We start from the raw sequence: 20,325 nt of genomic DNA, 5'->3' as shown, positions 1-20,325 counted from the left end.
GTCAAGCCGCCTTGCGCGATTTGCCGTAGCGGCGCACGCGGATGTCGGCCTGCTCCTTGTGCCCGGCGAATCCCTCCAGCGCGCATAGCCGCGAGCAGTACTCGCCGATCATGGCCGAGGCTTCGTCGGTGGTCACGCGCTGGTAGGTACAGGTCTTGATGAACTTGCCAACCCACAGGCCGCCGGTATAGCGCGCGGCCTTGGTGGTCGGCAATGTGTGATTCGTGCCGATGACCTTGTCGCCGTACGAGACGTTGGTGCGGGCGCCCAGGAACAGCGCGCCGTAGTTGGTCATGTGCTTCAGGAAATAGTCGGGATCGCGCGTCATCACCTGCACGTGCTCGGAGGCGATGCGGTCCGCTTCCGCCACCATCTCCTCGTACGAATCGCAGAGGATGATCTCGCCGTATTCCTGCCATGCCACGCGGGCGATGGGCGCCGTGGGCAGAATGGCCAGCTGCCGCTCGAGCTCGGCCGGCACGGCTTCGGCCAGGGCGCGCGAATTGGTCAGCAGGATGGCGGGCGAGTTGGGACCATGCTCGGCCTGGCCCAGCAGGTCCGCTACGGCCAGTTCGGCGTCGCAGGTGTCATCGGCGATGATCAACGTCTCCGTCGGCCCTGCCAGCAGGTCGATTCCGACGCGGCCGAAGAGCTGGCGCTTCGCTTCCGCGACGTAGGCGTTGCCCGGGCCGACGATCATGTCCACGGGCGCGATGTGCTCGGTGCCCAGGGCCATCGCGGCGATGGCCTGGACGCCGCCCATGCAGTAGATCTCGTCGGCCCCGGCCAGGTGCATGGCGGCCACGATGGCGGGGGCCGGCTTGCCGTCGAACGGCGGCGCGGCGGCGATCACGCGCTTCACGCCGGCGACCTTCGCGGTCAGTACGCTCATGTGCGCCGACGCGACCAGCGGATACTTGCCGCCCGGGATATAGCAGCCGACGCTGTTGACCGGCAGATTGCGGTGCCCCAGCACCACGCCGGGCAAGGTCTCGACCTCCACGTCGCGCATCGAGTCCTTCTGGATTTGCGCAAAGCGCCGGATCTGCTCCTGCGCAAAGCGGATATCGGCCAGCACCTCGGGCGACAGCGACGCCACGCAGGCCTCGATCTCTTCCTGCGACAGCCGGAAGCGCTCGGGCTGCCAGTTGTCGAAGCGGGCCGAGTATTCGCGCACGGCGGCGTCGCCCCGTTCGGCGATCTGCGCGAGGATGCCGGCCACGGTGTCGCGCACCTGCGCCTGGATTTCCGCCTTTACCTCCTGCGGCTTGGATGTCTTCAGATACTGGGCCATGCAAATCTCCTGGATTGGTCTGCTCGCCGCGCATTGCGTCGGGACGCACGCGTCCGGCCCGCTTGCGGCGGTCTTCCTGTCATATGAAAGCTGGGGTTCTGGGTGGCTGCGGCCTAGTAGCGCAGCACGGGCGGCGGGGTATCGCGGCCGCCCTGTGCCGCCTGCCGAAAGGCCTGGGTGATGAGGCTGGTGGCCACCGTGGCGAAATACCGCGCGCCAAAGCCGGCGTAGTGCGCCTCGTCTTTCGGGCCGAGGGCGATGATGCCGGGGCATTTGCCCGCGCCGTGCACCGCGCGCAGCGCGTGTTCGATGGCCCCTGCCACGGCGGGCGCCTTCCAGTCGTTGCCATGGCCCATCGCATGCGCGAGGTCGTTGGGCCCGACGAACACCGCCTCGACGCCGTCCACCGCCGCGATCTCGCCCGCGTTCGCGACGCCCTGCGGCGTCTCGATCATCGGAATCAGCGTTACGCCTTCATTGCTGCGCTGGATGTGGCCGGCACCGGGAAACGCGCCATAGCCCGCGGCCCGGCCGCTGAAGGCGCTGCCGCGCCGTCCCAGCACGGGATAGCGCACGCGGGCGACGAGATCGCGCGCCTGATCGGCCGTCTCGACCATCGGCACCTGGACGGCGCTGGCGCCCATGTCCAGCACGCGCGGAATGTCCTCGGCAAAGCAGCGCACGACCGGAACGATGCCGCTCGCGCGGGCGGCGCGCAGCATATGCTCGGTCGTCTCGAAGTCGGCGGCGCCATGCTCGTTGTCGATGATCACGAAGGTGAAGCCGGCATAGGCACACATCTCCACGATGGCCGGGCTCGGCAACGCGGAAAAAATCCCACGCAGTGGCTCGCCGCCGCGCAGCAGCGCTGGCAAGCGCGTGTCGATGGGGTGCTGGATCGTCATGGGTCTCCTGTCTTGTTATCGGTGTCGCCCGGGAGCGGCGGGGCCGGGGGCAGTGGAGACATTCTGGGATGTGCCGAGTTATATTTCCAATACTGGTTTTGTATTGAATTTATATAAACTCTGTATATGTACGCCCCGCTCGAACTACGCGTGCTGACATCGTTCCTGGTACTGGCCGAGGAACTGAATTTCACGCGCGCCGCACAACGGCTCAACATGACGCAGCCCCCGCTGAGCCTGCAGATCAAGCAGCTCGAAGCGCAGGTCGGCGCGCAACTGTTCGAGCGCTCCAAACGCAGCGTGCGGCTCACCCCGGCGGGCCACGTCTTGCGCAAGGAAGCCCAGAAGCTGTTCGATATCGAGCATCGGGCCCGGCAGATGGTGGGGCAGGCGGGGCGGGGTGAGGATGTCGGGCACCTCGGCATCGGCTTGACGGCGATCTCCGCGATCGAGCTGGTGCCGGACATGCTCCGGCATTTCTCCGCGCGAGTGCCGGGCGTCCTGTACTCGCTGCGCGAAGTCAGTTCCGAGGTCATGGTGGAATCGCTGCTGCGCAACGAACTGGACGTGGCGATCCTGAGGCCGCCCGTGACAGACCCGCGGCTACAGGCGCGCCGGCTGATGTCGGAGGCGTATGTCCTGGCCGTGCCGCAGCATCATCCGCTGGCCGGACGCCAACGGGTGCGGGCACGCGACCTCAACGGCGAAAGCCTGGCTAGCCTGGAGCGACGCCACGGCCAGTACGCCCACGACCTGATGATGAGCTGGCTGGCCGAACACAATGTCGTGCCATCACGGATTCACGACGCCGCCCGGCATCATGCCGTGATGTCGATGGTGGCGGCTGGCATCGCGGTCGCGCTGGTGCCCGCGTCAGCCGCGGCGCAGCCGGTAAAGGGGGCGGTCTACCGCCGCCTCGCGGACCGCGACGTGCCGGCGCTGGAACTGTGGATCGCCTTCCACAAGGAAATCGGCAATCCCCTGACCTTGCCGTTCGTGGACCAGGCGGTGGAAAGTGCGGCGAAGTATCGGTTGGAGGAGGGGTGTTTCGGCGCGGGAGGCTGACGGGGGCGGGGCAACCTGAGACATCTCCGCACCGAAGTTTTCGTCCAGTGGAAGTTCTGCGACGAATCAGGGGTTGCGCGCGACTTCCCGCCGGAACGGCATCGCGCACTCCGCGCGCCTTGTTACGGGGCCTTTAACAAAGCGGTGGAACAAGTAGCTATCGGATTTCGCCGATACGGTAGCGCTCACGGCCTGGCAGACTCTCACCCAGAGACGCGTAGGTGCCGTCGACCATGGTGTCGCAGCCGCGGCGGCAGGCATTGGTACTCAGGTCCGGGATTGCGTCCGCGTCGGTCCTTGCGCCGGATCGTCCGGTCAGATTCGCCCATTGCTCGAGCATCCGACGCACCGCCGGTTCCATCCGCATCGCATGCGGCGTGGGCTCGAGAATCCCGTGACGCTTCACGAATAAGGGATCGCCCGTGATCTCGCGCAGCTTTGCCAAAGCATAGGAAACGGTCGGAACCCGGCACTGTGTGCACATGGCCACGGCATGCAGGTCCCGATATTCCATAAGCAGCACGAAGACACCCAGAAGTTTGGTGCTGACGTGACGCATAGGTTTTCCCCTGAAGTCAGAAGATGGCGTGGTACCGGCGAGCCTTTGAGGCTGCAACCCTCTGCCTGATCCACGCGCTTACAGACGATCCAGCGCCTCCATATCCATCAGGCGCATACGCTTTCCCTCCACCCGCACCAGGTTCGCCTGTTGCAAGCGTGACAAGGTGCGGCTCACGGTCTCCAGCGTCATACCGAGATAGCTGCCGATGTCCTCGCGGGTGGCCCGCAAGGTAAATTCCGCCGCCGAGTAGCCGCGGGCGGCATGCCGCGCGGAAATATTCAGGAGAAAGGCGGCGACGCGCTGATCTGCGCTCAGGCTGCCCAGCAGCAGCATCACGCCGGCCTCGCGAGCGATCTCGGCGCTGAGGATCTTGTGCAGATACTGCTGGATTGACCGAACCTCCAGGCAAAGGGCCTCGAGCAGGCGATAGGGCACCACGCAGACGGCGCTGTCCTCCAGGGCGATGGCATCGGAGCGGTGCGAATCCGTGCTGATTGCGTCCAGGCCCAGCGTCTCGCCAGCGAGATAGAAGCCCGTGACGTGCGTGCGGCCGCTCGGATGGGTCACCACGCTCTTGAACGAGCCGGCGCGCACCGCATACAGGCTGCGGAACGGATCGCCGGCCCGATACAGGGTCTCGCCGCGCCGGACGCTGCGCCCGTTGCGAACGACCGTGTCCAGCTTCAGCAACTCGGCGCGATCCAGATCCGCCGCCATGCAGCTTTCGCGCAGGATGCAACTGAGGCAACGCGCCTCGGACATGGGATCCCGGTCCATGGTCGCGGCATCGACAAAGCGCCCCGTTTCCAAAGCTGGCCCCGGGACGGACCTTTGATGGGATGGTGCGATGGGCTCGAGCATGACGTCCTCCGAGAGTTGGAATGGCGGTAACGGTGTGGCGCCTACGACGAGCACGGGCGCCCCAGTGGCAGCGTTCTCACATCCGCCCACGCGGGGGCCTGTACCCCGCGCGGAACGCGACATCGGCGCTTGGGAAGCGATCGACCGGCAACTGTTCCGGCCGAGAAGGCATAGGTGCCAGCCAGATGGATCGATTCATGAACCCAGTATCGTCGGCGTGATGCACCCCCGAAATCAGCATGGACTGAGAATCGCGTCAGGGCGCGCTATGCCAGCGTCAGGATTTCCTGACACCTGAGCACCGCGTGCGCAAACTGCTGGGCCACGTCGGCAAGCGAGCGCTTGCGCTAGTCCGCGCCGCGCCAGACCAAGGTCCATAGACTCAGGCGACGACTGCCCTGGAAATCAGCTTGGCCAGGCACTGTCCTCGGCCCAACCGCGAAAAATCCCGGGGCGGTGTCTAGAATCGAATCCTCGCCGCGACACACGTTTCGTTGCCGGCAGCCAATCCTCATACCGCTCTGGAGGGGCTCCATGCAGGACCGCAAAGCCTTTCGCCTCACCTACATCAGTGCATCGCCCAGATCCACCGTTCTCGCGCTGGTTGTGGCCAGCGCGATTGCGAGCGCACCGGCCCACGCCTTCCTGCGGAACTACATGCGCAATACCGTCGTCGGCTCCATGACCGTGGCCGAGGCCAACGCCTTCTCGGAGGCCGCCGGAAAGGCCCTCGCCAATACGGCGGACGGCGACACGATGGAATGGACGTCCCCGAACCCGGGGAGACGCGACCCCATCCACGCCACCATCACGGCACTGGAAAGCAGAACGGATCGGGGGCAGCCATGCCGGAGGATGACGACCGAACTCAGGCGCGGCACCAGCGAGGAGCGCTGGACCGGCTGGTTCTGCAAGCAGGCCGATGGCGAATGGAAGTCGCGCCGCGTTGGCGGCTAGCGTTCCGCGACATTACAAGCGGCCCCTCGCGTGCCGCCCTATGGCCGGGCGCCCGCCCCGGCGGGTTCAAGACGCTCGCGCGGTCGGACTGAGACACACCGTGCCCGGCACTGCGTTATCGCGCCGGCAGCCGTCCGCGCTGCTTTTCCATACGCAATCCGTAAAGCGTCGCCCGGAGTCGGTCGTACTCCAGCGTCTTGTCGAAGCAGTGTGTCGCTCCGGCTGTCAGACAGGCCTGCCTGACAGCCAACGCCATGGAGTCCGTCAAGGCGATCACTTGCGGCGGGGCGTCCTGTGCTCGCAGAGCGCTCAACACGTCGAGCGGGAGAGGCCGACATGCGGGCAACTCGTAGAGCACCGCGTCCGGCCGGTCCCTTTGGATAGCGAGAAGCCCGGATACCCCATCCTTGGCGTGTCCCATGAGCCGGAAGCCGTCCATCGTTTGCAGCGTGCGGATCAGCCGGCTGACAAGCAGCCGGGAGCCGCTTAGTACGAAGACGGCGTAAGACGGAGGACTGTGCAGGGATGTCATGGAAGCAGTATGGTCGCCACGCTTCCAGCCCAGAATCAGCAGCGGCTGAGACTGGCGTCAGAGTCCACCATTCCGACGTCAGGGTTCCCTGACGCGCCACCGTCGCAGCCGATCCACGAGAGCGCGGGGTGGCAAGTTACGGCTTGCGCTCAAAACGGCCTTTCCATCGGCGGGGAATGCACTAGTTTCTAAGGTGCCGGCCCGCCGGTTATACGCTGGCGATACGCCGCGATCTCGAACGACGGAGACGCGATGACAAAGGAAGGTAGTGAGGGAACCCCAGAACAACATGAGCCGCCAGCGGCATCCCTGTCCACCGGGCGAGGACAGTTAGCGCTCAAGCAGACACTTGCCATGTTTGCGCTGTCCGCTTTGGCGTGGTTTAGATGGCGGGCCAAGCGCATGCGTGCAGCCGCTGAGACGCCCAGCCTCGTACGACTGGACCAGGATGCCGCCAGGCTGGCCGGCATCATCCGCTCCTCGATGGAGGCGATCATCTCGATCGATGCGGACCAGCGCATCGTCCTCTTCAACCCGATGGCGGAAAAGCTCTTTGCCTGCACCGCCGGCGACGCCATCGGCCGCCCGCTTGGCGATTTCCTCCCCGAACGGTTCCGCACCGTGCACGAACAGCATGTGCGGCGCTTCGGCGTTACGGGTGTCTCCGAGCGGGAGATGGGACGGCAACGCAAACTCTACGCGCTGCGGACGGACGGCGTCGAGTTTCCCATCGAGGCCTCCATTTCGCAGACCGCCGATGGCGGCGGAAAGCTCTACACGGTGATGTTGCGCGATATCACCGACAGGGTGCGCGCGGAGGACGCGCTGCGGCATTCGCGGGAGGAATTGCAGCAACTATCCGACAGCGTCATTGCGTCACGCGAGGATGAAAGGCGCCGTATCGCGAGGGAGCTGCACGACGATCTGGGACAGCGGTTGAGTGCATTGAAGATGGACCTGGCAATGCTGGGGGCGGATCTGCGCGATAGCGGCGCTGCGGATGCGCTGCTGGACCAGATCGATACCATGCACGGCGTCATCGACGAAACGGTGGGCTCGGTCCGGCGGATCGCTGCCGATCTGCGTCCTGCGCTGCTGGACGAGCTCGGCATGGTCCCGGCGATCCAGTGGCTGGCCAAGGATTTCGCCAACCGCTATGGCATCACCGTGACGATTCGGGCCGCCGACGAGGACGACGTGGGCGAGCCGACCACGGTGGCGGTATTTCGCATCGTCCAGGAAGCGCTGAACAATGTCGTCCGCCACGCCAATGCCACCACGGTGGACATCGAGCTGGTCCGGGATGGCGAGGACTACGAGCTGAGCGTCACCGACGACGGTTGCGGCTGGGATGGCGCGCGGCGCCCCACCCCAACGCGCAAGTCGTTCGGACTGATTGGCATCCGGGAGCGGGCAAGGCTGCTGCAGGGGCGGGCATGGGTGCGCCATACGCCCGGGCAGGGTTTTCGGCTGGTGGTCCGCTTCCCCCGCGCCACGCCAGAAGCGCGTCCCGGGCGATCCCACGCCCGGGACGGAGCATGGGTCCGTGATGCCGGCGCTGAAGCCGATCGTGAAAGCGTCAACTCTGGGGGGACAGACAGATGATTCGCGTCTTGATCGCCGATGACCATGCCGTGGTGCGCGACGGCGTGCGCCACATTCTGGAGCGTCAGGGCGGATTCGAAGTGGTTGGGGAAGCTGTCGACGGAGCCCAGGTGTCCCATGTAGCCAGGAGTACCCCGGCCGACGTGATCCTGATGGACCTGTCCATGCCGGGACGCACCGGCCTGGAACTCATACGGCAGTTGCGCTCTGAACAGCCGTCGCTGCGCATCATCGTCCTGACCATGCATGCCGAGGAGCAGTACATCGTCCGCGCCTTTCGCGCCGGAGCCGCGGGATATCTGACCAAGGAGAGCGCCGCAACGGAGCTGGTGAACGCCATCGGCAAAGTCGCCAATGGCGGCACCTACGTGAGCCAGGCGATGGCCGAGAAGCTCGCGACCGGACTGCAGGACCAGGGGAACGAAGCCTTGCACGAGCGGTTGTCCGACCGGGAGATGGAGGTGTATCGACGGCTCGTGCTGGGCGAGCCCCTCACCGCCATTGCGGCCGCCCTGTGCGTGAGCGCCAAGACTGTCAGCACATACAAGATGCGGCTAATGGACAAGCTGCAGCTTCCTAGCGAGGCGGCCCTCGTGCGCTACGCCATACGGCATCGGCTGTTCGGCGAGGAGTCGGATCTGTGAGACATGGGGCGATGGTCCGCCTTGGATGGCGGTCGGTCAGCTGGCTATCCCAGGCGGCTTAACCAGCACCACCGGGCACGACGCCGTGGACAGCACACGGCGGGCGACCCAGCCGACCACGGCGTCCAGAAAGGCGTCCCGTCCATGCGTTCCCATCACGATAGCCACCGCGTTGACGGCTCTGGCGAGTTCAACGATGCGCTCGGGCGCGAAGCCCACCAATCCGTGAACCTCGAAGGTCACGCCTGCCCGGCGAAGGATGTCAACGACGGAACGCATGGCGGCCGCATTCTGCTCGGTTTGCCACTTGACGAGTTCTTTGTGGCTGACAAAGGGCTTTACCTCCGGTGACAGATCCGGCTCGCAATGCACCACATGCACGATGACGCCGTCGTGGAACATCCATTTCGCGGCGATTGCCCTAGCCGCCGCATCGCTGAACCGCGAGCCATCCGTAGCCAAAACGATATTGCTCATCTTTCCTCCTGGTCGCGCGGCTGCCCCGGGCCCACGCCGCACGCGCCGCCTTGCTCGCCATTGGCTCCTGTCATCGGCCTGCCGGGGCGGGGCATTCGGTGCGGCAAAGGAGCCACTCCTCCTCCATCTCGTTGACGCGCAGCCGGAAGGAATAGTCGACTGCCTCGTCGTTAAGCATGAACCGGTACGTCTGCGCGTCGCCTCCCAGTTCGGCGTGCACGCGGTAGGTCCCGCGCGGCACAGCCATGAACAGCAGCGGGCCGGTTGTGGTCACCTGCAGCAGCCGCGCGCCGTCATCTTCCGACAGCGTGACCGCCACGCCGGAGAGTGGCTGGCCGCGCCGAGCGTTGTAGAAGCCAAGCCGTACATTGAAGCGGTGGGCCATTGCGCGCACCGCTTCCGCCTCCTGATCGGTGACGCCGCCGGTGACGAACGTAATGCCATTTCTCTCCTGCACCATGGGGGCGGGAAGGGGCTGCGCGGCGCCGGGGGACCGGGCATCTTCTCCGGCTGCCAACGAGACGGCGGCCGAGGTAGCCATGATGGCGATCAGCGCCACCAGCATTGGCCGCGCGGATGCCCGTCCAGTAGCGAATTCGCCGTCGGCTGACGGCCGCATGTGCTGCTGCATGGCCTATGTCCCCCAAAGAATAGCGGGCGGAAGCATCCGCTTGCACCGAAGAGTAGGGGGCATGCACCGGCGTGGATTGATTCAGGTCAAACGCGTGGACGCGCACGTTGCTTCGGTGCGGTTGGCCTTTCTCGGGAGGGGAGGGCGTCCCAAGGTTTCGCATTGCATGGCTTGACGTAAGTCAACCTGCACGGCCCGATGCCTTCATAGACTGACGACATCCGGGGCGAGGGAGAGCGTCATGACATATGCCAGCATCATGGTCCATCTGGACGGAAGCGCCAGGGCAACACACAGGCTGGAAGTCGCCGCGAGGCTGGCTGCCGCCCAAGGTTGCCGCCTGAGCGGCCTCTTCGCGATTTTCGAGCCGGATCCAGCGTGGTTCTATCTGATGGAGGACGCCGCTCGATACATCGAGGCGGACCGCCGGCACCACCATGCGGTCTGCGATGGCGTGCGGCGCAAGTTCCACGAGGTGACGAAAGCGCTGGACCTCGATGCCGAATGGAGGGAAACCCAAGGCTTTCCCATTCCAGCTGTCCTGCGTCATGTACGCGAAGCAGATCTGGTCGTCGCAGGCCAATTCGATTCCGGCGACCCGGCAGGTTTTATTGCACCGCAATTCCTGGAGACCGTAGTGCTGGAAGCCGGCAGGCCAGTGCTCGTCGTCCCGCATGCAGGTACCTTTACGTCGCTGGGACAGCGGGTGGTGTTGGCGTGGAACGGCAGCCGCGAGTCGGCACGGGCGCTGCACGATGCCGTCCCGCTGATGACAGCCGGCAGGGTCCGCGTGCTATGCGCCCCGCCGCCTTCCGGCCTGCGGCCGGATGCCGCGCCGGCGAGCCACGCGGCATCGGCGCTGAGCCGCCATGGCATTGCGCACGAGGTCGAGCACGGCACAAGCGGCAGCGATCTCGCCGTCGGAGAGCAGATTCTGTCACGCGCTGCCGACTTCGGCGCGGATCTGATCGTGATGGGCGCGTATGGGCGTGGCAGGCTGCGCGAGCTCGTGCTGGGCGGCGTGACACATACCTTGTTGCAGTCGATGACGGTTCCAGTGCTGATGTCCCACTGACCCCATCGCCGCGGTGACAGGTTCGCGTGCCGCGGCCCCTGTCGGAGAAGACATGACAATCGCCACGTCGATGCGGCCATACGCACGGCCTTCGCCGCCGAAGAACCTGTTGCGGCCCAATCCAGGTGCGGCGACCAGCATCGCGCAGGCCGCGCGCTGTCGCGTTCATGCCGGGATGGCGCTGGCTTTCGCTTTGGCGCTCGCAGGCTGCGCTGGTGCGCCCGACTACCTGCGGCCGCCGCGGCCGAAGTCGAAGCCGGCGGCAGTACTGCCTGCCGCCCCACCCGCCGCCACGCGCGGCGGGCATCCCATCGTTGCGCGGGCCACGGCTCAACAGCTGGCGCCAGCCAGCCGTGGTCCGGATGGTGCTGCCCCGCTACAGCGCAAAGCGGAAATGCCCGCTGTGCAGCATGACGTTGTGCGAGTCGCTTAGCTCGAGCATGTTCCGCGCGACGCAGAGGATTTCTTCCCGGTGTTCATGAAAGGCTGCCAGCAGATCCTCCGCCTGATACGAGCGCGCTCCGAAGTGGTCCTCCAGCGCCTCCGCCGTGACGGCGAAGGAGGCGGGGTCTCCACCGACGGTGGCCACGCATTGCAGGCATGGTTCCGCCGAGGAGTAGGAGGGTTGCACGTCGGGAAATTCGATGGTTTTCATGGTGCTGGCACTCCGGTCAAGGTAAGGACAACGGCGCCCAGGCGCTTCGGCAAGCCGAAGCCGACGCAAGCGGGCGGCACTGCGCGGGCCGCCATGCGGTCATGGCGGGGATTGTCGACGTTCGGCCCCCCGCGCGCCCTGGCCAATTCCGGGCGCATTGCCGGTGACGAGAACCGCCGCTCCCGCGAGGCGGCCCTGGCGCAGGTCGTCCAACGCTGCGTTGGCGCGCTCCAGCGGGTAGGGCGTGACATGTGTGCGCAGCGGCGTCTGCGCGGCAATCCGCATCAACTCCAGACCGTCGGCGCGGGTCAGATTGGCGACCGACAGTAGCCGGCGCTCCTGCCACAGCAGTCGATAGGGAAAAGCGGGGATGTCGCTCATGTGGATGCCACCGCAGACCACCGTGCCGCCCTTGACGACCGCGCCGAGCGCCACGGGCACCAGGGCGCCGACCGGAGCGAAGATGAGCGCGGCATCGAGCGGTGCCTGCGCCGGCTCGTCGCTCCCGCACACCGTCGCCGCACCCGTCTCGCGGGCAAGCTGCTGGGCCGCGCTGTCACCGGGCCGCGTAAACGCATGGACCTCCCGGCCCTGCGCCAGCGCGATCTGCGCTACGAGGTGGGCGGCGGCGCCGTATCCGTAGATGCCCAGGCGTCGTGCGGGTCCGGCCATGCGCAGTGTGCGATAGCCGATCAGGCCGGCGCACAGCAGGGGAGCGGCATGCACGTCGTCATAGTGGTCGGGCACGGCAAAGCAATACCGCGCGTCGGCAACAGCATAGTCCGCATAGCCGCCGTCCCGGGTGTAGCCGGTGAATTGCGGTGAATCGCACAGGTTCTCGCGCCCGGCCGCACAGAAGGCACAGTGGCCGCAGGTGTATCCCAGCCATGGGACGCCCACCCGGTCGCCTTCGCGAAATGCCGTCACACCCGCGCCGCGCGCATGCACGCGCCCCACGATCTCGTGACCAGGCATCACCGGCGCCTTCGGCTGCGGGAGTTCGCCGTCGACCAGGTGAAGATCGGTCCGGCAGACACCGCATGCCGAGACCGCGATACAAACTTCGCCCGGCCCGGGAACGGGGATGGGAACGCGGTCCAGCCGCAACGCGGGATGGGCTCCGTCGAAGATCATGGCGCGCATGGTATCCGGCATGGTCGCTTCTCTCCCGGTGGCAAGGGTCTCCTACGATGGCCAGGTCAGATTGCGTGCCACACCGCCCCTGGCCGGGACGGTCACCTGCGCCGTCCTCTCCGTTCCCTCCCACGTGGCCACGACCCGGTAGCTGCCGGGAGGCAGTCGCACAAACAGGAAAGGGCCGTCCGAGATCGCCGCGAATATCTGCTTGCCGTCGGGGCGGTAGATGCGCGATTCGACATCGGCCAGGTATTCGCCCCCCTGCCACTGAAGGTGAGCCGCAAGCTGTAGCGGTCTGCAGCGCTGCGCATCGCCGCGGCTTCGTCGGTGCCGATGCCGCCGCTCAGGTAGACCAGCCCGTCGACCTGCCGTTCGCGTGGAGAGGCCACCCCGCCGGCGGTGGGAGGTATCGCCGCCGCGCCGCTGCCGGCTCCGGCCGCCGCGGGCGGGGCGCCCGATCTTGCGGGACCGCGCGGCCCACCTTCCATCATCGGCCCGCAGCCCATTCCTTGATCCAAGCCACGGGGGCCATATCCCTGGCCCTGCGGCGGCGGCACGCCGCGCTCGCGGGCCCGCGATTGCATCAGCTCGTGCATGCCACGCATGATGGCCTCGCGTTCCTCCGGCGTTCGGCTCTCGCGCATGCGGGTGCAAAAGGCGGCTCGCTCCTCGCTGGTGATCATGTCCGCGCCTCTCGTCGCCGGCGGCCCGCCACGCGGCCCTGGGCGGTTGTCCGGAGGTTGCGCCTGTGCAACTGCTGTGGCGATCGCCAGCAAGGTCATCCCGATCATCCGGAAGTGCCTGTATGTACTTGCCATTGTCTGTTACTCCGCTCAGAGGATTGGACGGCCGACGCTGTGCGGCATTGCGGATCGGTGTGGCGGCGCCTGCGGGCGCACGCCCTCGATCGGACGCGGCTGTCGTGACTTTCGTGGCTGCAGTAGCTGTCCCGGTGCCTACTCTTCGCCTGGCGCGCGTGTCAGCAGCACGGGGGTGGTGGTGGCACGGATCACACCCTCGGAGACACTGCCCATGACCACGCGATTGATGCCGCGCCGCCCGTGCGTCCCCATTGCGATGAGGTCCGCGCCCCAGCGGTCCGCCTCGGCGACGATGGTGGCTGCAAACTTGCCGGGTGCCACGGGCTGCTCCAGCAGCCGGGTGGTGGCACGCACGCCTTCCGCTTCCAGCGTTTCCCCCGCGGCCCGCAGCGTCCGGTGTCCGAGCGCCACGATGCCTTGCCGCAGTTTCGTCGGATCGAAATGCGGCGCGCCGAGGAAGACATCGCTGTCGTCCGCGACGAACAGGACCTCTACCTCCGCACCCATGGCCTTCGCGATCCGAGCGGCCTCTGTCAGGGCAAGATCGGCCGAGCGGCTGCCATCGACGGCAAGCAGGATTTTTCGATACATGGGGGATCTCCTGAAGGACGCGCCCCTGCACGTAGTCGGAGGCGCACGACACCAGCATAGGTAGCGGTGGCGGACGAGGCTTGACGAAGGTCAAGGGCAAGGACGTTCACGGCGAGCCGAGACGCGAGTGGTCGTGCGCCCAGGCCGGTAGGGCGCGGCCGCCGCGCGTGCACCGCTCCGCTCTCCGGCCTGCGCAGGGGCATCAGAGGTTTACCTGAATCAGGTTCGATACCTTGACCACGCCGGGCGCCGACCAGGCCGCGTCGAACGCGGCGACGCGTTCGGCCCAGGTGCGCACGCTACCGGACAGTGTCACCACGCCGTCCTTGACGCTGACGGTAACGTGGCTGGCATCCTCCTGAGCCTGGCGCTCGATGGCGTTTGCGATGCGTTGCCTCACATCGTCGGGCGAAACTGCGGGCCGCACCGAAATCGCGTTGGCCACGCTCACCACACCGTACAGGCCCGCCACGGCGCGTTCCGCCGCCTGCCGCTGATACTGCCAATCGACCGTGCCGCTCAGCGTGACGCAGCCGCCCTCGACCATCACGCGGATGCGGTCAGCGGGAAGCACTGAGGTCCACGCCAGGATGTTGCTGGCGGCCCGAGCGATATCGGCGTCCGTGCGCCGTGCGTCGTCGGGCAGGCGCACGTCGATCTCCACGGCCAGTCCCTTCACACCGGGTACCCGCCCGATGGCTTCCTCGGCGGCGTATTTGGCGGCGTGGCTGTCGAGGTGGCCGGTCAGAGTCACGATGCCGTCGCGTACCTGGACACCGATCTGCGTGGCATCCACAGCCGGATTCCAGGCCAGTTCCTCCACCACATGCTCCTTGAGCTGGATATCGCCTGTCATGACGTCCGTCTCCCTGCCGTGACTTCGAGCTTGTCGACCACCGTCGAGATGCCGCGGGCGGACCACGCCGCCCCGATCGCGGCGCGGCGGTCCTGCAGGGAATCGACCCGGCCGCTCAGGGTCGCGGTGCCATCCCGCACATCGACGCTGATGCGGTGCGCCTCGCGCAGGGCATGGCGGCGCAGCGCCTCCTCGATGCGCTTTTCCACGTCGGGCGGTGCGGTCTTCTCGCTCATGCGGATGTTGTTGACGACGCCGGCCACGCCGCGCAACTGGCTGACCATGCGCTCCGCCAGCCTTCTCTGGTAGCCCCAGTCCACATGCCCCGAAAGCGTGACCCAGCCGCGCTCCACGCGGACCTTGACCGCGTCCGTGGGCACGTGCACATGCCACTGCAGCGCCTCGCGGGCCGCCTGTGCGATGGCTTCGTCCAGAAAGGTGCCGGGCGGGTGGACGTCGAGCTTGACCACTACCGCGCGAACACCCGCGACGCGTTCTGCGGCGCGCTCCGCCGCCAGCTTCTGGGCATAGCTGGGCAGGTGCCCGTCCAGCGACACAATGCCATCGTGCACTTCCACGCCGATGGACGCCGCCTCGATCGACGGGTCCCAGTCGAGCTCCTCCTCGACCTCCTTCCGGATCTGGTGATCTGTCTTCATATGCAAACTCCCGCAAAGGCAATGCGCCGCCGTCGGCGCCGTAGTGGCAGTTTCAGCGCACCGTGATGCGCTGCTGCTGCGACGATTCCTTCTTGGGCAGCGTGACGCGAAGCACGCCATCCTGGAAGCTCGCATCGATCTTCTCCGTATCGATGTTGCCGTCCAGCGTGAAGGCGCGCTGCATCGAACCGCTGTACCGCTCCTGGCGGATCACGCGGTCGCCTTCCTTTTGCTCCGACGCCTTTTCCAGCTTGGCAGAGATCATCACGGTGCCGCGATCCACATTGACATTGATGTCTTCCTTCTTCACGCCGGGCAGGTCCGCGGTGACGGCGTAGGCGGACTCTGATTCGGTCACGTCGACCTTGAATGGCAGATCGAGCTCCGGCGGCATCCGCCAGTTGCGCAGCATGCCCTGCAGCATGTCGCCCAGCGGTTCGATGGAAAACGGGTCGTAGCGCTTGATGTTGCTCATCTCGATCTCCTGAAGTGGCGGCGCCGAGTGCGCCGCATGCTGCTACTTTGGCAAATCGTGGCGATCGCCATTTGCTCTGCATCAAAGCCCGTGCACTGCCGCAAGGGCGTCGCGCGCCGGGTCGCCCCATAAGACGCGTCGTAGGCCGCGATAGCCGTCGGCAGCTTCGTTGATCGCCATCAAGTCCTGTGCGCGCAAGCCACATACCCTGTCAAAACCCACTCCGAGACGAGGTTGCCATGTACCGACGCATCCTGGTGGCCATCGACGGCAGCCGCGCTTCCGGCCGTGCCATGGAGCAGGCCGTCGCCATGGCGCTAGCGACCCGCGCCGAGGTGAGCGCCGTCTTTGTGGCGGACGACACCGACCCGTCCTTCGAGACGGTTCCCGGCAACCCGGCCTGGCTGATGGCCGACGTCGTCGCCTATGGAAAGGGTGTGCTGTCGCGGGCCGGCGAGCGCCTGAGCGCGGCGGGCGTGCGCTGGACTACCCGACTGACCGAGGCGCCCCACGGGGATGCGACGGTGGCCGAAGCCATCGTCGCAGAGGCAGATCGTTGGAGCGCGGATGTCATCGTGATGGGTACCCATGGGCACCGGGGCGTGCGGCGGATGTTGCTGGGCTCGGTATCCGAGCTCGTCGTCAGCCAGACAGCACGGCCCGTCCTGCTGGTGCGGGATGGGCCCACGCGTCGCGGTACCTGACAAGCGGCCGAGGCCGGATCGACGTCCGGCCGGTCGGACCCCGCAGCGGCAGGCGCCGCGGCCCAGGCGAATCAGGGCTCGCTGGGCGAAAGCCAGACGGCGCGTTCCTGGTGCTTGGGCTCGCTATCCTCGAGCCGCAGGGCCCGCACGAAGTCGTCGATGTCTGCCGCCGCCTCGCCGCTAAGCACGTCGCGCTCGAGCAGAAGCAGAGCCGGGGCGGGGTTTTGCCCGGTCAGCTGCGCAACATCGGCCTCGGCGCGGAAGCCCCCGCGCGCCGCCATGACGCAGACTGCCGAGACCCGCGCGCGCAGGGGCTTCGATGCCGCACTGGCAGCAAGGAAACTGCGCATGGGGGCGGCGAGCCGTCCGACCCACACGGGCGCGATCACCACCACGTGGTCGCATTCCTGCAGTGGCGGGCCGCCGTAACGGTACGCCACCCGGCGCCGGAGGAGGGCGTCGATCACGCATCGCAGATCACCGGGCAAGCCTGCACGGCTGGTGGCGTCCGCGACTTCCGCCAGCGGCCAGCCAGTGCGCGCGGCGAGGGCTTCCGCCACCTTGCGGGAGGTTCCGGTGCGGGAGTAATACACGATCGCTCGGGTCATGACAGGGCTCCGCAGGGTTGGGGATGAAAGGGTCATGGGTTGCAGCCTAGGCGCTGCGATCGCCGCCCCATTGACGCGCATCAACCTGCCCGTCGTTGCTTGCGGGCCGGACCACGCTGCGCGTTGCCCTTGACCCGCATCAAGGCCGGAGCAGCCGGGCGTGCCTACGCTTAGCGTGTGGGCGTACCCACCGTTATCCACTCGAACTGGCCTTGCAGGAGAGACTGCCATGTACCAGCGAATCCTTGTCGCCATGGACGGCGGCGCGGCGTCCGAACTGGCCCTGGAGCAGGCCATGGTGATCGCGCGGGCCGCCAACGCCCAGGTGGAGGTGGTGCACGTGGTCGACGACCGGAGTCCGTTTCTGGACGTCACCGGCCTGGACCCCGTGAGGCTGATCGAAGATCTCACGACCGCGGGCGAGAGCGTACTGGCAGGCGCCGCTGGCAGGCTGGCCGCCGCGCGCCTGCGCCACCAGACCGCCTTGCTGGGTCGGCCGATGGTCGAGGGCGACATTGCCGTCACCATTGCCGCGGAAGCGAATGGCTGGGGCGCGGACCTGATCGCGATGGGCACGCATGGTCGCCGCGGCATGCGGCGGCTCGTCATGGGCAGCGTCGCGCAGGGTGTCGTCGCCCAGGCCAACGCGCCCGTGCTGCTGGTGCGCGCGCCACCTGCCTGAGAGACGGTGCGCCCGCACCGCCGCGTCACAAGGGCGGGACGGGCAGTCCCATGGCGCTACAGCGCCACTCGCCACCATGCGCCGGCCTACGCGCTCGCCATGGCGCGGCGGTCCACGGGCCCGTCATCGCGCAGCGCGTGGAATAGTTCTTCCTCCTGCGCGCAATGCAGGCGCAGGACCGCGTCCAGCCCATACAACAGGCGCTGGTATTCCCTGATGCGCTGCTCGTCCGGGCCATCGCGCGGCAAGTCGTCCGCCATGCGCTGCAGCAGGCGGACGACCCGGAAGATCTCGCGATGCATCGCGCTCATGGCGGCCATGGGGTCGTCGCCACCGATCAGGCGCGCGAGTTGCGGATAGAGCGCCATGTCGTCGTGCTGCTCGTGGGGTAGCAGCGTCGCGGTGAGGGACGCGCACAGCAGGCGCAGTTCGGCGCCCGCTACGTCCGCGGGCATCGTCGGCAAGCCGTCCGCCAGGGCGCGAATCCGCTCCATCAATGGCGCCAGCGCGGCGTGCTCGCGGGTCAGCCGCTCGGCGTCGGCCGTGGACAGGCGCAGGGACGGTAAAGCGCGCTCGCCGCGCAACGCGCGCAGCGCATTGGCGATCACCACGAGATCGATTGCTTCTTGCAGCGCCGCGCCCGCCAGGGGCGGCAGATAGCCGAGCGCGGCGGCTGCCATCGCCACGAACGACAGGCCCATGCCGGTCATGGCGCTCTGCGTCGCCAGCCGGCGGGACCGGCGCGCAATGCGCACGCCCTCGACCAGCCTGTCCAGCCGGTCCACCAGCAGCACCACATCCGCCGCTTCCGCCGACGCAGCGGCGCCACGGGCCCCCATGGCGACGCCCACGTCCGCGGCCGCCAACGCCGGCGCGTCGTTGACGCCGTCGCCCACCATCAGGACCACCCCTTCCCTGCGGGCGGCTTCGATGGCGGCGAGCTTGTCGGCGGCGGAAAGGTCGGCGTGCACTTCGGCAACGCCGAGCATCGCCCCGACGGTCTCGGCAACGTCGCGCCGGTCGCCGGTGAGCATGGCGACCCTGCGCATGCCGGCGTGGCGCAGCAACCGCAGCGCGCGGGGCGTGTCGGTGCGTATCCTGTCGACGAACTGCAGCGCGCCGACGACCGCGCAGTCCACCGTCACCAGCGAGACCGAGGCACCCTCATAGGCCGCCCGCTGCTGCATGGCCCGACACCATTGCGGCACGTCCTCGTGCCCACCGGCGAAGGCAGGGGACCCCAGCAATACGGCGCGGGCGCCGACGCGGCCAGCGATGCCGGCCCCGGCCGTCTCCGTGACGTCCGCCGGCAGCTCCATCGGCAAGCCGCGCTCGCGCGCCGCCGTGGTGATGGCCTCGGCGACGACATGGCCGGATGCCTGTGCCAGCGACGCCGAGATTTGCAGCAGCGCTGCGGGCGTCCATCCGGGCGCGCATGCTATCGAGCCAAGACGGACATTGCCGCCGGTCAGTGTGCCGGTCTTGTCGAAGAACAGGATGCTCGCCTGCGCCAGTCGCTCGAGCGCGCCTCCGCCTTTGACCAACACGCCTCGCCGGGCGCAGCGCGACACGCCCGCCATGATCGCCACCGGCACGGCAAGGATGAGCGGGCAGGGCGTGGCGACGACCAGCACCGCCAGCGCCCGCGAAAGATCGCCGGTGGCGAACCAGGCCACGCCGGCGATGATCAATGTCAGCGGTACGAGCCACAAGGCATAGCGGTCTGCCAGCCGTGCCGAAGGCGGACGCTCGGCGCGCGCCTCCCGCACGAGCCGCGCGATGCCGGCAAAGCTGCTGTCCGCCGCGGTGGTGGCGGCTACCATCTCGAACGGAGCGGTGGCGTTGAGCACCCCGCTTCGTACCGTGTCTCCGGCAAGCCGACGACGAGGCAACGACTCGCCGGTCAACGCGGCCTCATCGAGCATCGCGGCGGCAAGCAGCGTGCCATCGACGGGCACAGCTTCGCCATGCCGGACCAGCAGGCGGTCCCCGGGGGCCACGGCAGCCAGCGACACCGTGCGCCACTGGCCGTCTTCGAACCGGTTGGCAAACTGCGGCGCGCGGGCAAGCAGCGCGGACATCTCGCGCTCTGACCGCCCGCGCGCATAGCTCTCGATCGCCCTGCCACTCTCGATCATCAAGGCCAGGACCGCGGCGGCGAGGTACTGGCCCAGCCCAAGCGCCAGTGCCATGGCGAGCAGCGCCAGCACATCGACGCCCGCCTTTCGATGGCGCAGCGATTGCACGATTGAGAGCGCCAGGCCGGCAAGGACTGCCACCGCGCCCATGCCCCATGCCAGCCGGGCGGCGAGCGCTTCGCCACCCGCGAACAGCAGCAGGCCCGCCACCAGCGTCGTGGCGGCGACCGGTAACAGACCAAGTTCGGACTGGCGAAACCGCAGCGGCATGGCAGGGCTCCGGTCAGGCATGCGGTATCGGGACGACGCGAAACGGCGATAGCCGCAGCGTTGATGCATCGCAAGCCGGCAGGGCGCGATTGCGGGTATCGTTGGCGACAGCTAATTTATG

At 67.4% G+C, this 20,325-nt stretch carries 20 protein-coding genes and 2 pseudogenes; 7 read left to right on the top strand and 15 right to left on the bottom strand.

The genetic code is table 11. The features are described 5' to 3' along the window. Position 1: 1 nt before the first annotated feature. Together hisD and LDO27_RS02235 are read right to left on the bottom strand one after the other, a co-directional pair. A complete protein-coding gene (hisD, locus tag LDO27_RS02240; protein ID WP_224039339.1) occupies positions 2–1,294 on the bottom strand; it encodes a histidinol dehydrogenase in 1,293 nt (430 codons plus the stop codon). Between the two features lie 113 nt (positions 1,295–1,407). Further along, positions 1,408–2,199 (bottom strand): HpcH/HpaI aldolase family protein, encoded by a 792-nt coding sequence (locus tag LDO27_RS02235; RefSeq protein ID WP_224039337.1) that lies wholly within the window; start codon positions 2,197–2,199, stop codon positions 1,408–1,410. A 150-nt stretch (positions 2,200–2,349) separates the two neighbouring features. Here LDO27_RS02235 and LDO27_RS02230 point away from each other — a divergent pair, with 150 nt between their 5' ends. Further along, positions 2,350–3,264, top strand: coding sequence for a LysR substrate-binding domain-containing protein (locus LDO27_RS02230; RefSeq protein WP_253074070.1), 915 nt, complete (start codon positions 2,350–2,352; stop codon positions 3,262–3,264). Between the two features lie 316 nt (positions 3,265–3,580). On the opposite strand, the pseudogene LDO27_RS02225 reads toward LDO27_RS02230, so the two are convergent. Continuing rightward, positions 3,581–3,823, bottom strand: a pseudogene (locus LDO27_RS02225) (LysR family transcriptional regulator); the annotation flags it as partial. A gap of 78 nt (positions 3,824–3,901) precedes the next feature. Continuing rightward, on the bottom strand, positions 3,902–4,687 hold the full coding sequence (locus LDO27_RS02220; protein ID WP_222205946.1) for a helix-turn-helix domain-containing protein: 786 nt from the start codon (positions 4,685–4,687) through the stop codon (positions 3,902–3,904). A gap of 534 nt (positions 4,688–5,221) precedes the next feature. On the opposite strand from LDO27_RS02220, the gene LDO27_RS02215 reads away from it, so the two are divergent. Then, complete coding sequence (locus LDO27_RS02215; protein ID WP_224039333.1) at positions 5,222–5,644, top strand: hypothetical protein; 423 nt, start codon at positions 5,222–5,224, stop codon at positions 5,642–5,644. 115 nt (positions 5,645–5,759) lie between these two features. On the opposite strand, the gene LDO27_RS02210 is transcribed toward LDO27_RS02215, so the two are convergent. After that, positions 5,760–6,176, bottom strand: coding sequence for a response regulator (locus LDO27_RS02210; RefSeq protein WP_224039331.1), 417 nt, complete (start codon positions 6,174–6,176; stop codon positions 5,760–5,762). A 330-nt stretch (positions 6,177–6,506) separates the two neighbouring features. Here LDO27_RS02210 and LDO27_RS02205 point away from each other — a divergent pair. Beyond that, positions 6,507–7,679, top strand: a pseudogene (locus LDO27_RS02205) (PAS domain-containing sensor histidine kinase); the annotation flags it as partial. A 98-nt stretch (positions 7,680–7,777) separates the two neighbouring features. After that, entirely contained in the window at positions 7,778–8,425 is a 648-nt protein-coding gene (locus LDO27_RS02200) for a response regulator (RefSeq protein ID WP_222205937.1), read from the top strand. A 36-nt stretch (positions 8,426–8,461) separates the two neighbouring features. Here LDO27_RS02200 and LDO27_RS02195 read toward each other — a convergent pair whose 3' ends face one another. Further along, positions 8,462–8,902 carry a universal stress protein gene (locus LDO27_RS02195; RefSeq protein ID WP_224039329.1) on the bottom strand — a complete coding sequence of 147 codons (441 nt, stop codon included), beginning with the start codon at positions 8,900–8,902 and terminating at the stop codon, positions 8,462–8,464. 70 nt (positions 8,903–8,972) lie between these two features. Then, positions 8,973–9,533, bottom strand: a complete 561-nt coding sequence (locus LDO27_RS02190) for a hypothetical protein (protein WP_222205931.1) — start codon at positions 9,531–9,533, stop codon at positions 8,973–8,975. A 241-nt stretch (positions 9,534–9,774) separates the two neighbouring features. Between LDO27_RS02190 and LDO27_RS02185 the strand changes: the two genes are divergently transcribed. Then, positions 9,775–10,608, top strand: coding sequence for a universal stress protein (locus tag LDO27_RS02185; protein ID WP_224039328.1), 834 nt, complete (start codon positions 9,775–9,777; stop codon positions 10,606–10,608). A 376-nt stretch (positions 10,609–10,984) separates the two neighbouring features. On the opposite strand, the gene LDO27_RS02180 is transcribed toward LDO27_RS02185, so the two are convergent. The 6 genes from LDO27_RS02180 to LDO27_RS02155 all read right to left on the bottom strand — a co-directional run bounded on the left by LDO27_RS02180 (position 10,985) and on the right by LDO27_RS02155 (position 15,802). Further along, complete coding sequence (locus tag LDO27_RS02180; RefSeq protein ID WP_222205926.1) at positions 10,985–11,263, bottom strand: DUF1488 family protein; 279 nt, start codon at positions 11,261–11,263, stop codon at positions 10,985–10,987. Positions 11,264–11,362: 99 nt separating this feature from the next. Continuing rightward, entirely contained in the window at positions 11,363–12,418 is a 1,056-nt protein-coding gene (locus LDO27_RS02175) for a zinc-dependent alcohol dehydrogenase family protein (RefSeq protein WP_224039327.1), read from the bottom strand. A 938-nt stretch (positions 12,419–13,356) separates the two neighbouring features. After that, complete coding sequence (locus tag LDO27_RS02170; protein WP_222205918.1) at positions 13,357–13,812, bottom strand: universal stress protein; 456 nt, start codon at positions 13,810–13,812, stop codon at positions 13,357–13,359. Positions 13,813–14,014: 202 nt separating this feature from the next. After that, a complete protein-coding gene (locus tag LDO27_RS02165; protein WP_224039326.1) occupies positions 14,015–14,668 on the bottom strand; it encodes a BON domain-containing protein in 654 nt (217 codons plus the stop codon). Further along, entirely contained in the window at positions 14,665–15,327 is a 663-nt protein-coding gene (locus tag LDO27_RS02160; RefSeq protein ID WP_224039325.1) for a BON domain-containing protein, read from the bottom strand. The genes LDO27_RS02165 and LDO27_RS02160 overlap by 4 nt, the downstream gene beginning before the upstream one ends. A gap of 52 nt (positions 15,328–15,379) precedes the next feature. Then, entirely contained in the window at positions 15,380–15,802 is a 423-nt protein-coding gene (locus tag LDO27_RS02155) for an Hsp20/alpha crystallin family protein (RefSeq protein WP_222205909.1), read from the bottom strand. Positions 15,803–16,041: 239 nt separating this feature from the next. Here LDO27_RS02155 and LDO27_RS02150 point away from each other — a divergent pair, with 239 nt between their 5' ends. Beyond that, positions 16,042–16,506, top strand: coding sequence for a universal stress protein (locus LDO27_RS02150; RefSeq protein WP_224039324.1), 465 nt, complete (start codon positions 16,042–16,044; stop codon positions 16,504–16,506). Between the two features lie 71 nt (positions 16,507–16,577). On the opposite strand, the gene LDO27_RS02145 is transcribed toward LDO27_RS02150, so the two are convergent. Next, positions 16,578–17,114, bottom strand: a complete 537-nt coding sequence (locus LDO27_RS02145; protein WP_224039323.1) for a flavodoxin family protein — start codon at positions 17,112–17,114, stop codon at positions 16,578–16,580. A gap of 229 nt (positions 17,115–17,343) precedes the next feature. Between LDO27_RS02145 and LDO27_RS02140 the strand changes: the two genes are divergently transcribed. After that, the gene (locus LDO27_RS02140; RefSeq protein WP_224039322.1) at positions 17,344–17,796 is read left to right on the top strand and encodes a universal stress protein; all 453 of its coding nucleotides are present in this window, start codon (positions 17,344–17,346) and stop codon (positions 17,794–17,796) included. An 86-nt stretch (positions 17,797–17,882) separates the two neighbouring features. Here the strand turns inward: LDO27_RS02140 and LDO27_RS02135 are convergent, their stop codons facing one another. Continuing rightward, positions 17,883–20,204: a heavy metal translocating P-type ATPase gene (locus LDO27_RS02135; RefSeq protein ID WP_224039320.1), complete on the bottom strand. Its 2,322-nt coding sequence runs from the start codon at positions 20,202–20,204 to the stop codon at positions 17,883–17,885. Positions 20,205–20,325 lie beyond the last annotated feature (121 nt).

It is taken from the genome of Cupriavidus respiraculi, from assembly GCF_914271545.1.
GTDB classification, from domain to species: domain Bacteria; phylum Pseudomonadota; class Gammaproteobacteria; order Burkholderiales; family Burkholderiaceae; genus Cupriavidus; species Cupriavidus respiraculi.
The sequence above is the reverse complement of the archived record's forward strand: the minus strand, read 5'-3'. Positions and strand labels throughout refer to the sequence as shown.

Bases quoted from the DNA above. Each gene is read 5' to 3' on its own strand.
- LDO27_RS02190 (WP_222205931.1), bottom strand. From the start codon at position 9,533: ATGCAGCAGCACATGCGGCCGTCAGCCGACGGCGAATTCGCTACTGGA.
- LDO27_RS02170 (WP_222205918.1), bottom strand. From the start codon at position 13,812: ATGTATCGAAAAATCCTGCTTGCCGTCGATGGCAGCCGCTCGGCCGAT.
- LDO27_RS02210 (WP_224039331.1), bottom strand. From the start codon at position 6,176: ATGACATCCCTGCACAGTCCTCCGTCTTACGCCGTCTTCGTACTAAGC.
- LDO27_RS02175 (WP_224039327.1), bottom strand. From the start codon at position 12,418: ATGCCGGATACCATGCGCGCCATGATCTTCGACGGAGCCCATCCCGCG.
- LDO27_RS02235 (WP_224039337.1), bottom strand. From the start codon at position 2,199: ATGACGATCCAGCACCCCATCGACACGCGCTTGCCAGCGCTGCTGCGC.
- LDO27_RS02140 (WP_224039322.1), top strand. From the start codon at position 17,344: ATGTACCAGCGAATCCTTGTCGCCATGGACGGCGGCGCGGCGTCCGAA.
- LDO27_RS02165 (WP_224039326.1), bottom strand. From the start codon at position 14,668: ATGACAGGCGATATCCAGCTCAAGGAGCATGTGGTGGAGGAACTGGCC.
- LDO27_RS02180 (WP_222205926.1), bottom strand. From the start codon at position 11,263: ATGAAAACCATCGAATTTCCCGACGTGCAACCCTCCTACTCCTCGGCG.
- LDO27_RS02185 (WP_224039328.1), top strand. From the start codon at position 9,775: ATGACATATGCCAGCATCATGGTCCATCTGGACGGAAGCGCCAGGGCA.
- hisD (WP_224039339.1), bottom strand. From the start codon at position 1,294: ATGGCCCAGTATCTGAAGACATCCAAGCCGCAGGAGGTAAAGGCGGAA.
- LDO27_RS02195 (WP_224039329.1), bottom strand. From the start codon at position 8,902: ATGAGCAATATCGTTTTGGCTACGGATGGCTCGCGGTTCAGCGATGCG.
- LDO27_RS02150 (WP_224039324.1), top strand. From the start codon at position 16,042: ATGTACCGACGCATCCTGGTGGCCATCGACGGCAGCCGCGCTTCCGGC.
- LDO27_RS02215 (WP_224039333.1), top strand. From the start codon at position 5,222: ATGCAGGACCGCAAAGCCTTTCGCCTCACCTACATCAGTGCATCGCCC.
- LDO27_RS02200 (WP_222205937.1), top strand. From the start codon at position 7,778: ATGATTCGCGTCTTGATCGCCGATGACCATGCCGTGGTGCGCGACGGC.
- LDO27_RS02155 (WP_222205909.1), bottom strand. From the start codon at position 15,802: ATGAGCAACATCAAGCGCTACGACCCGTTTTCCATCGAACCGCTGGGC.
- LDO27_RS02160 (WP_224039325.1), bottom strand. From the start codon at position 15,327: ATGAAGACAGATCACCAGATCCGGAAGGAGGTCGAGGAGGAGCTCGAC.
- LDO27_RS02145 (WP_224039323.1), bottom strand. From the start codon at position 17,114: ATGACCCGAGCGATCGTGTATTACTCCCGCACCGGAACCTCCCGCAAG.
- LDO27_RS02135 (WP_224039320.1), bottom strand. From the start codon at position 20,204: ATGCCGCTGCGGTTTCGCCAGTCCGAACTTGGTCTGTTACCGGTCGCC.
- LDO27_RS02220 (WP_222205946.1), bottom strand. From the start codon at position 4,687: ATGCTCGAGCCCATCGCACCATCCCATCAAAGGTCCGTCCCGGGGCCA.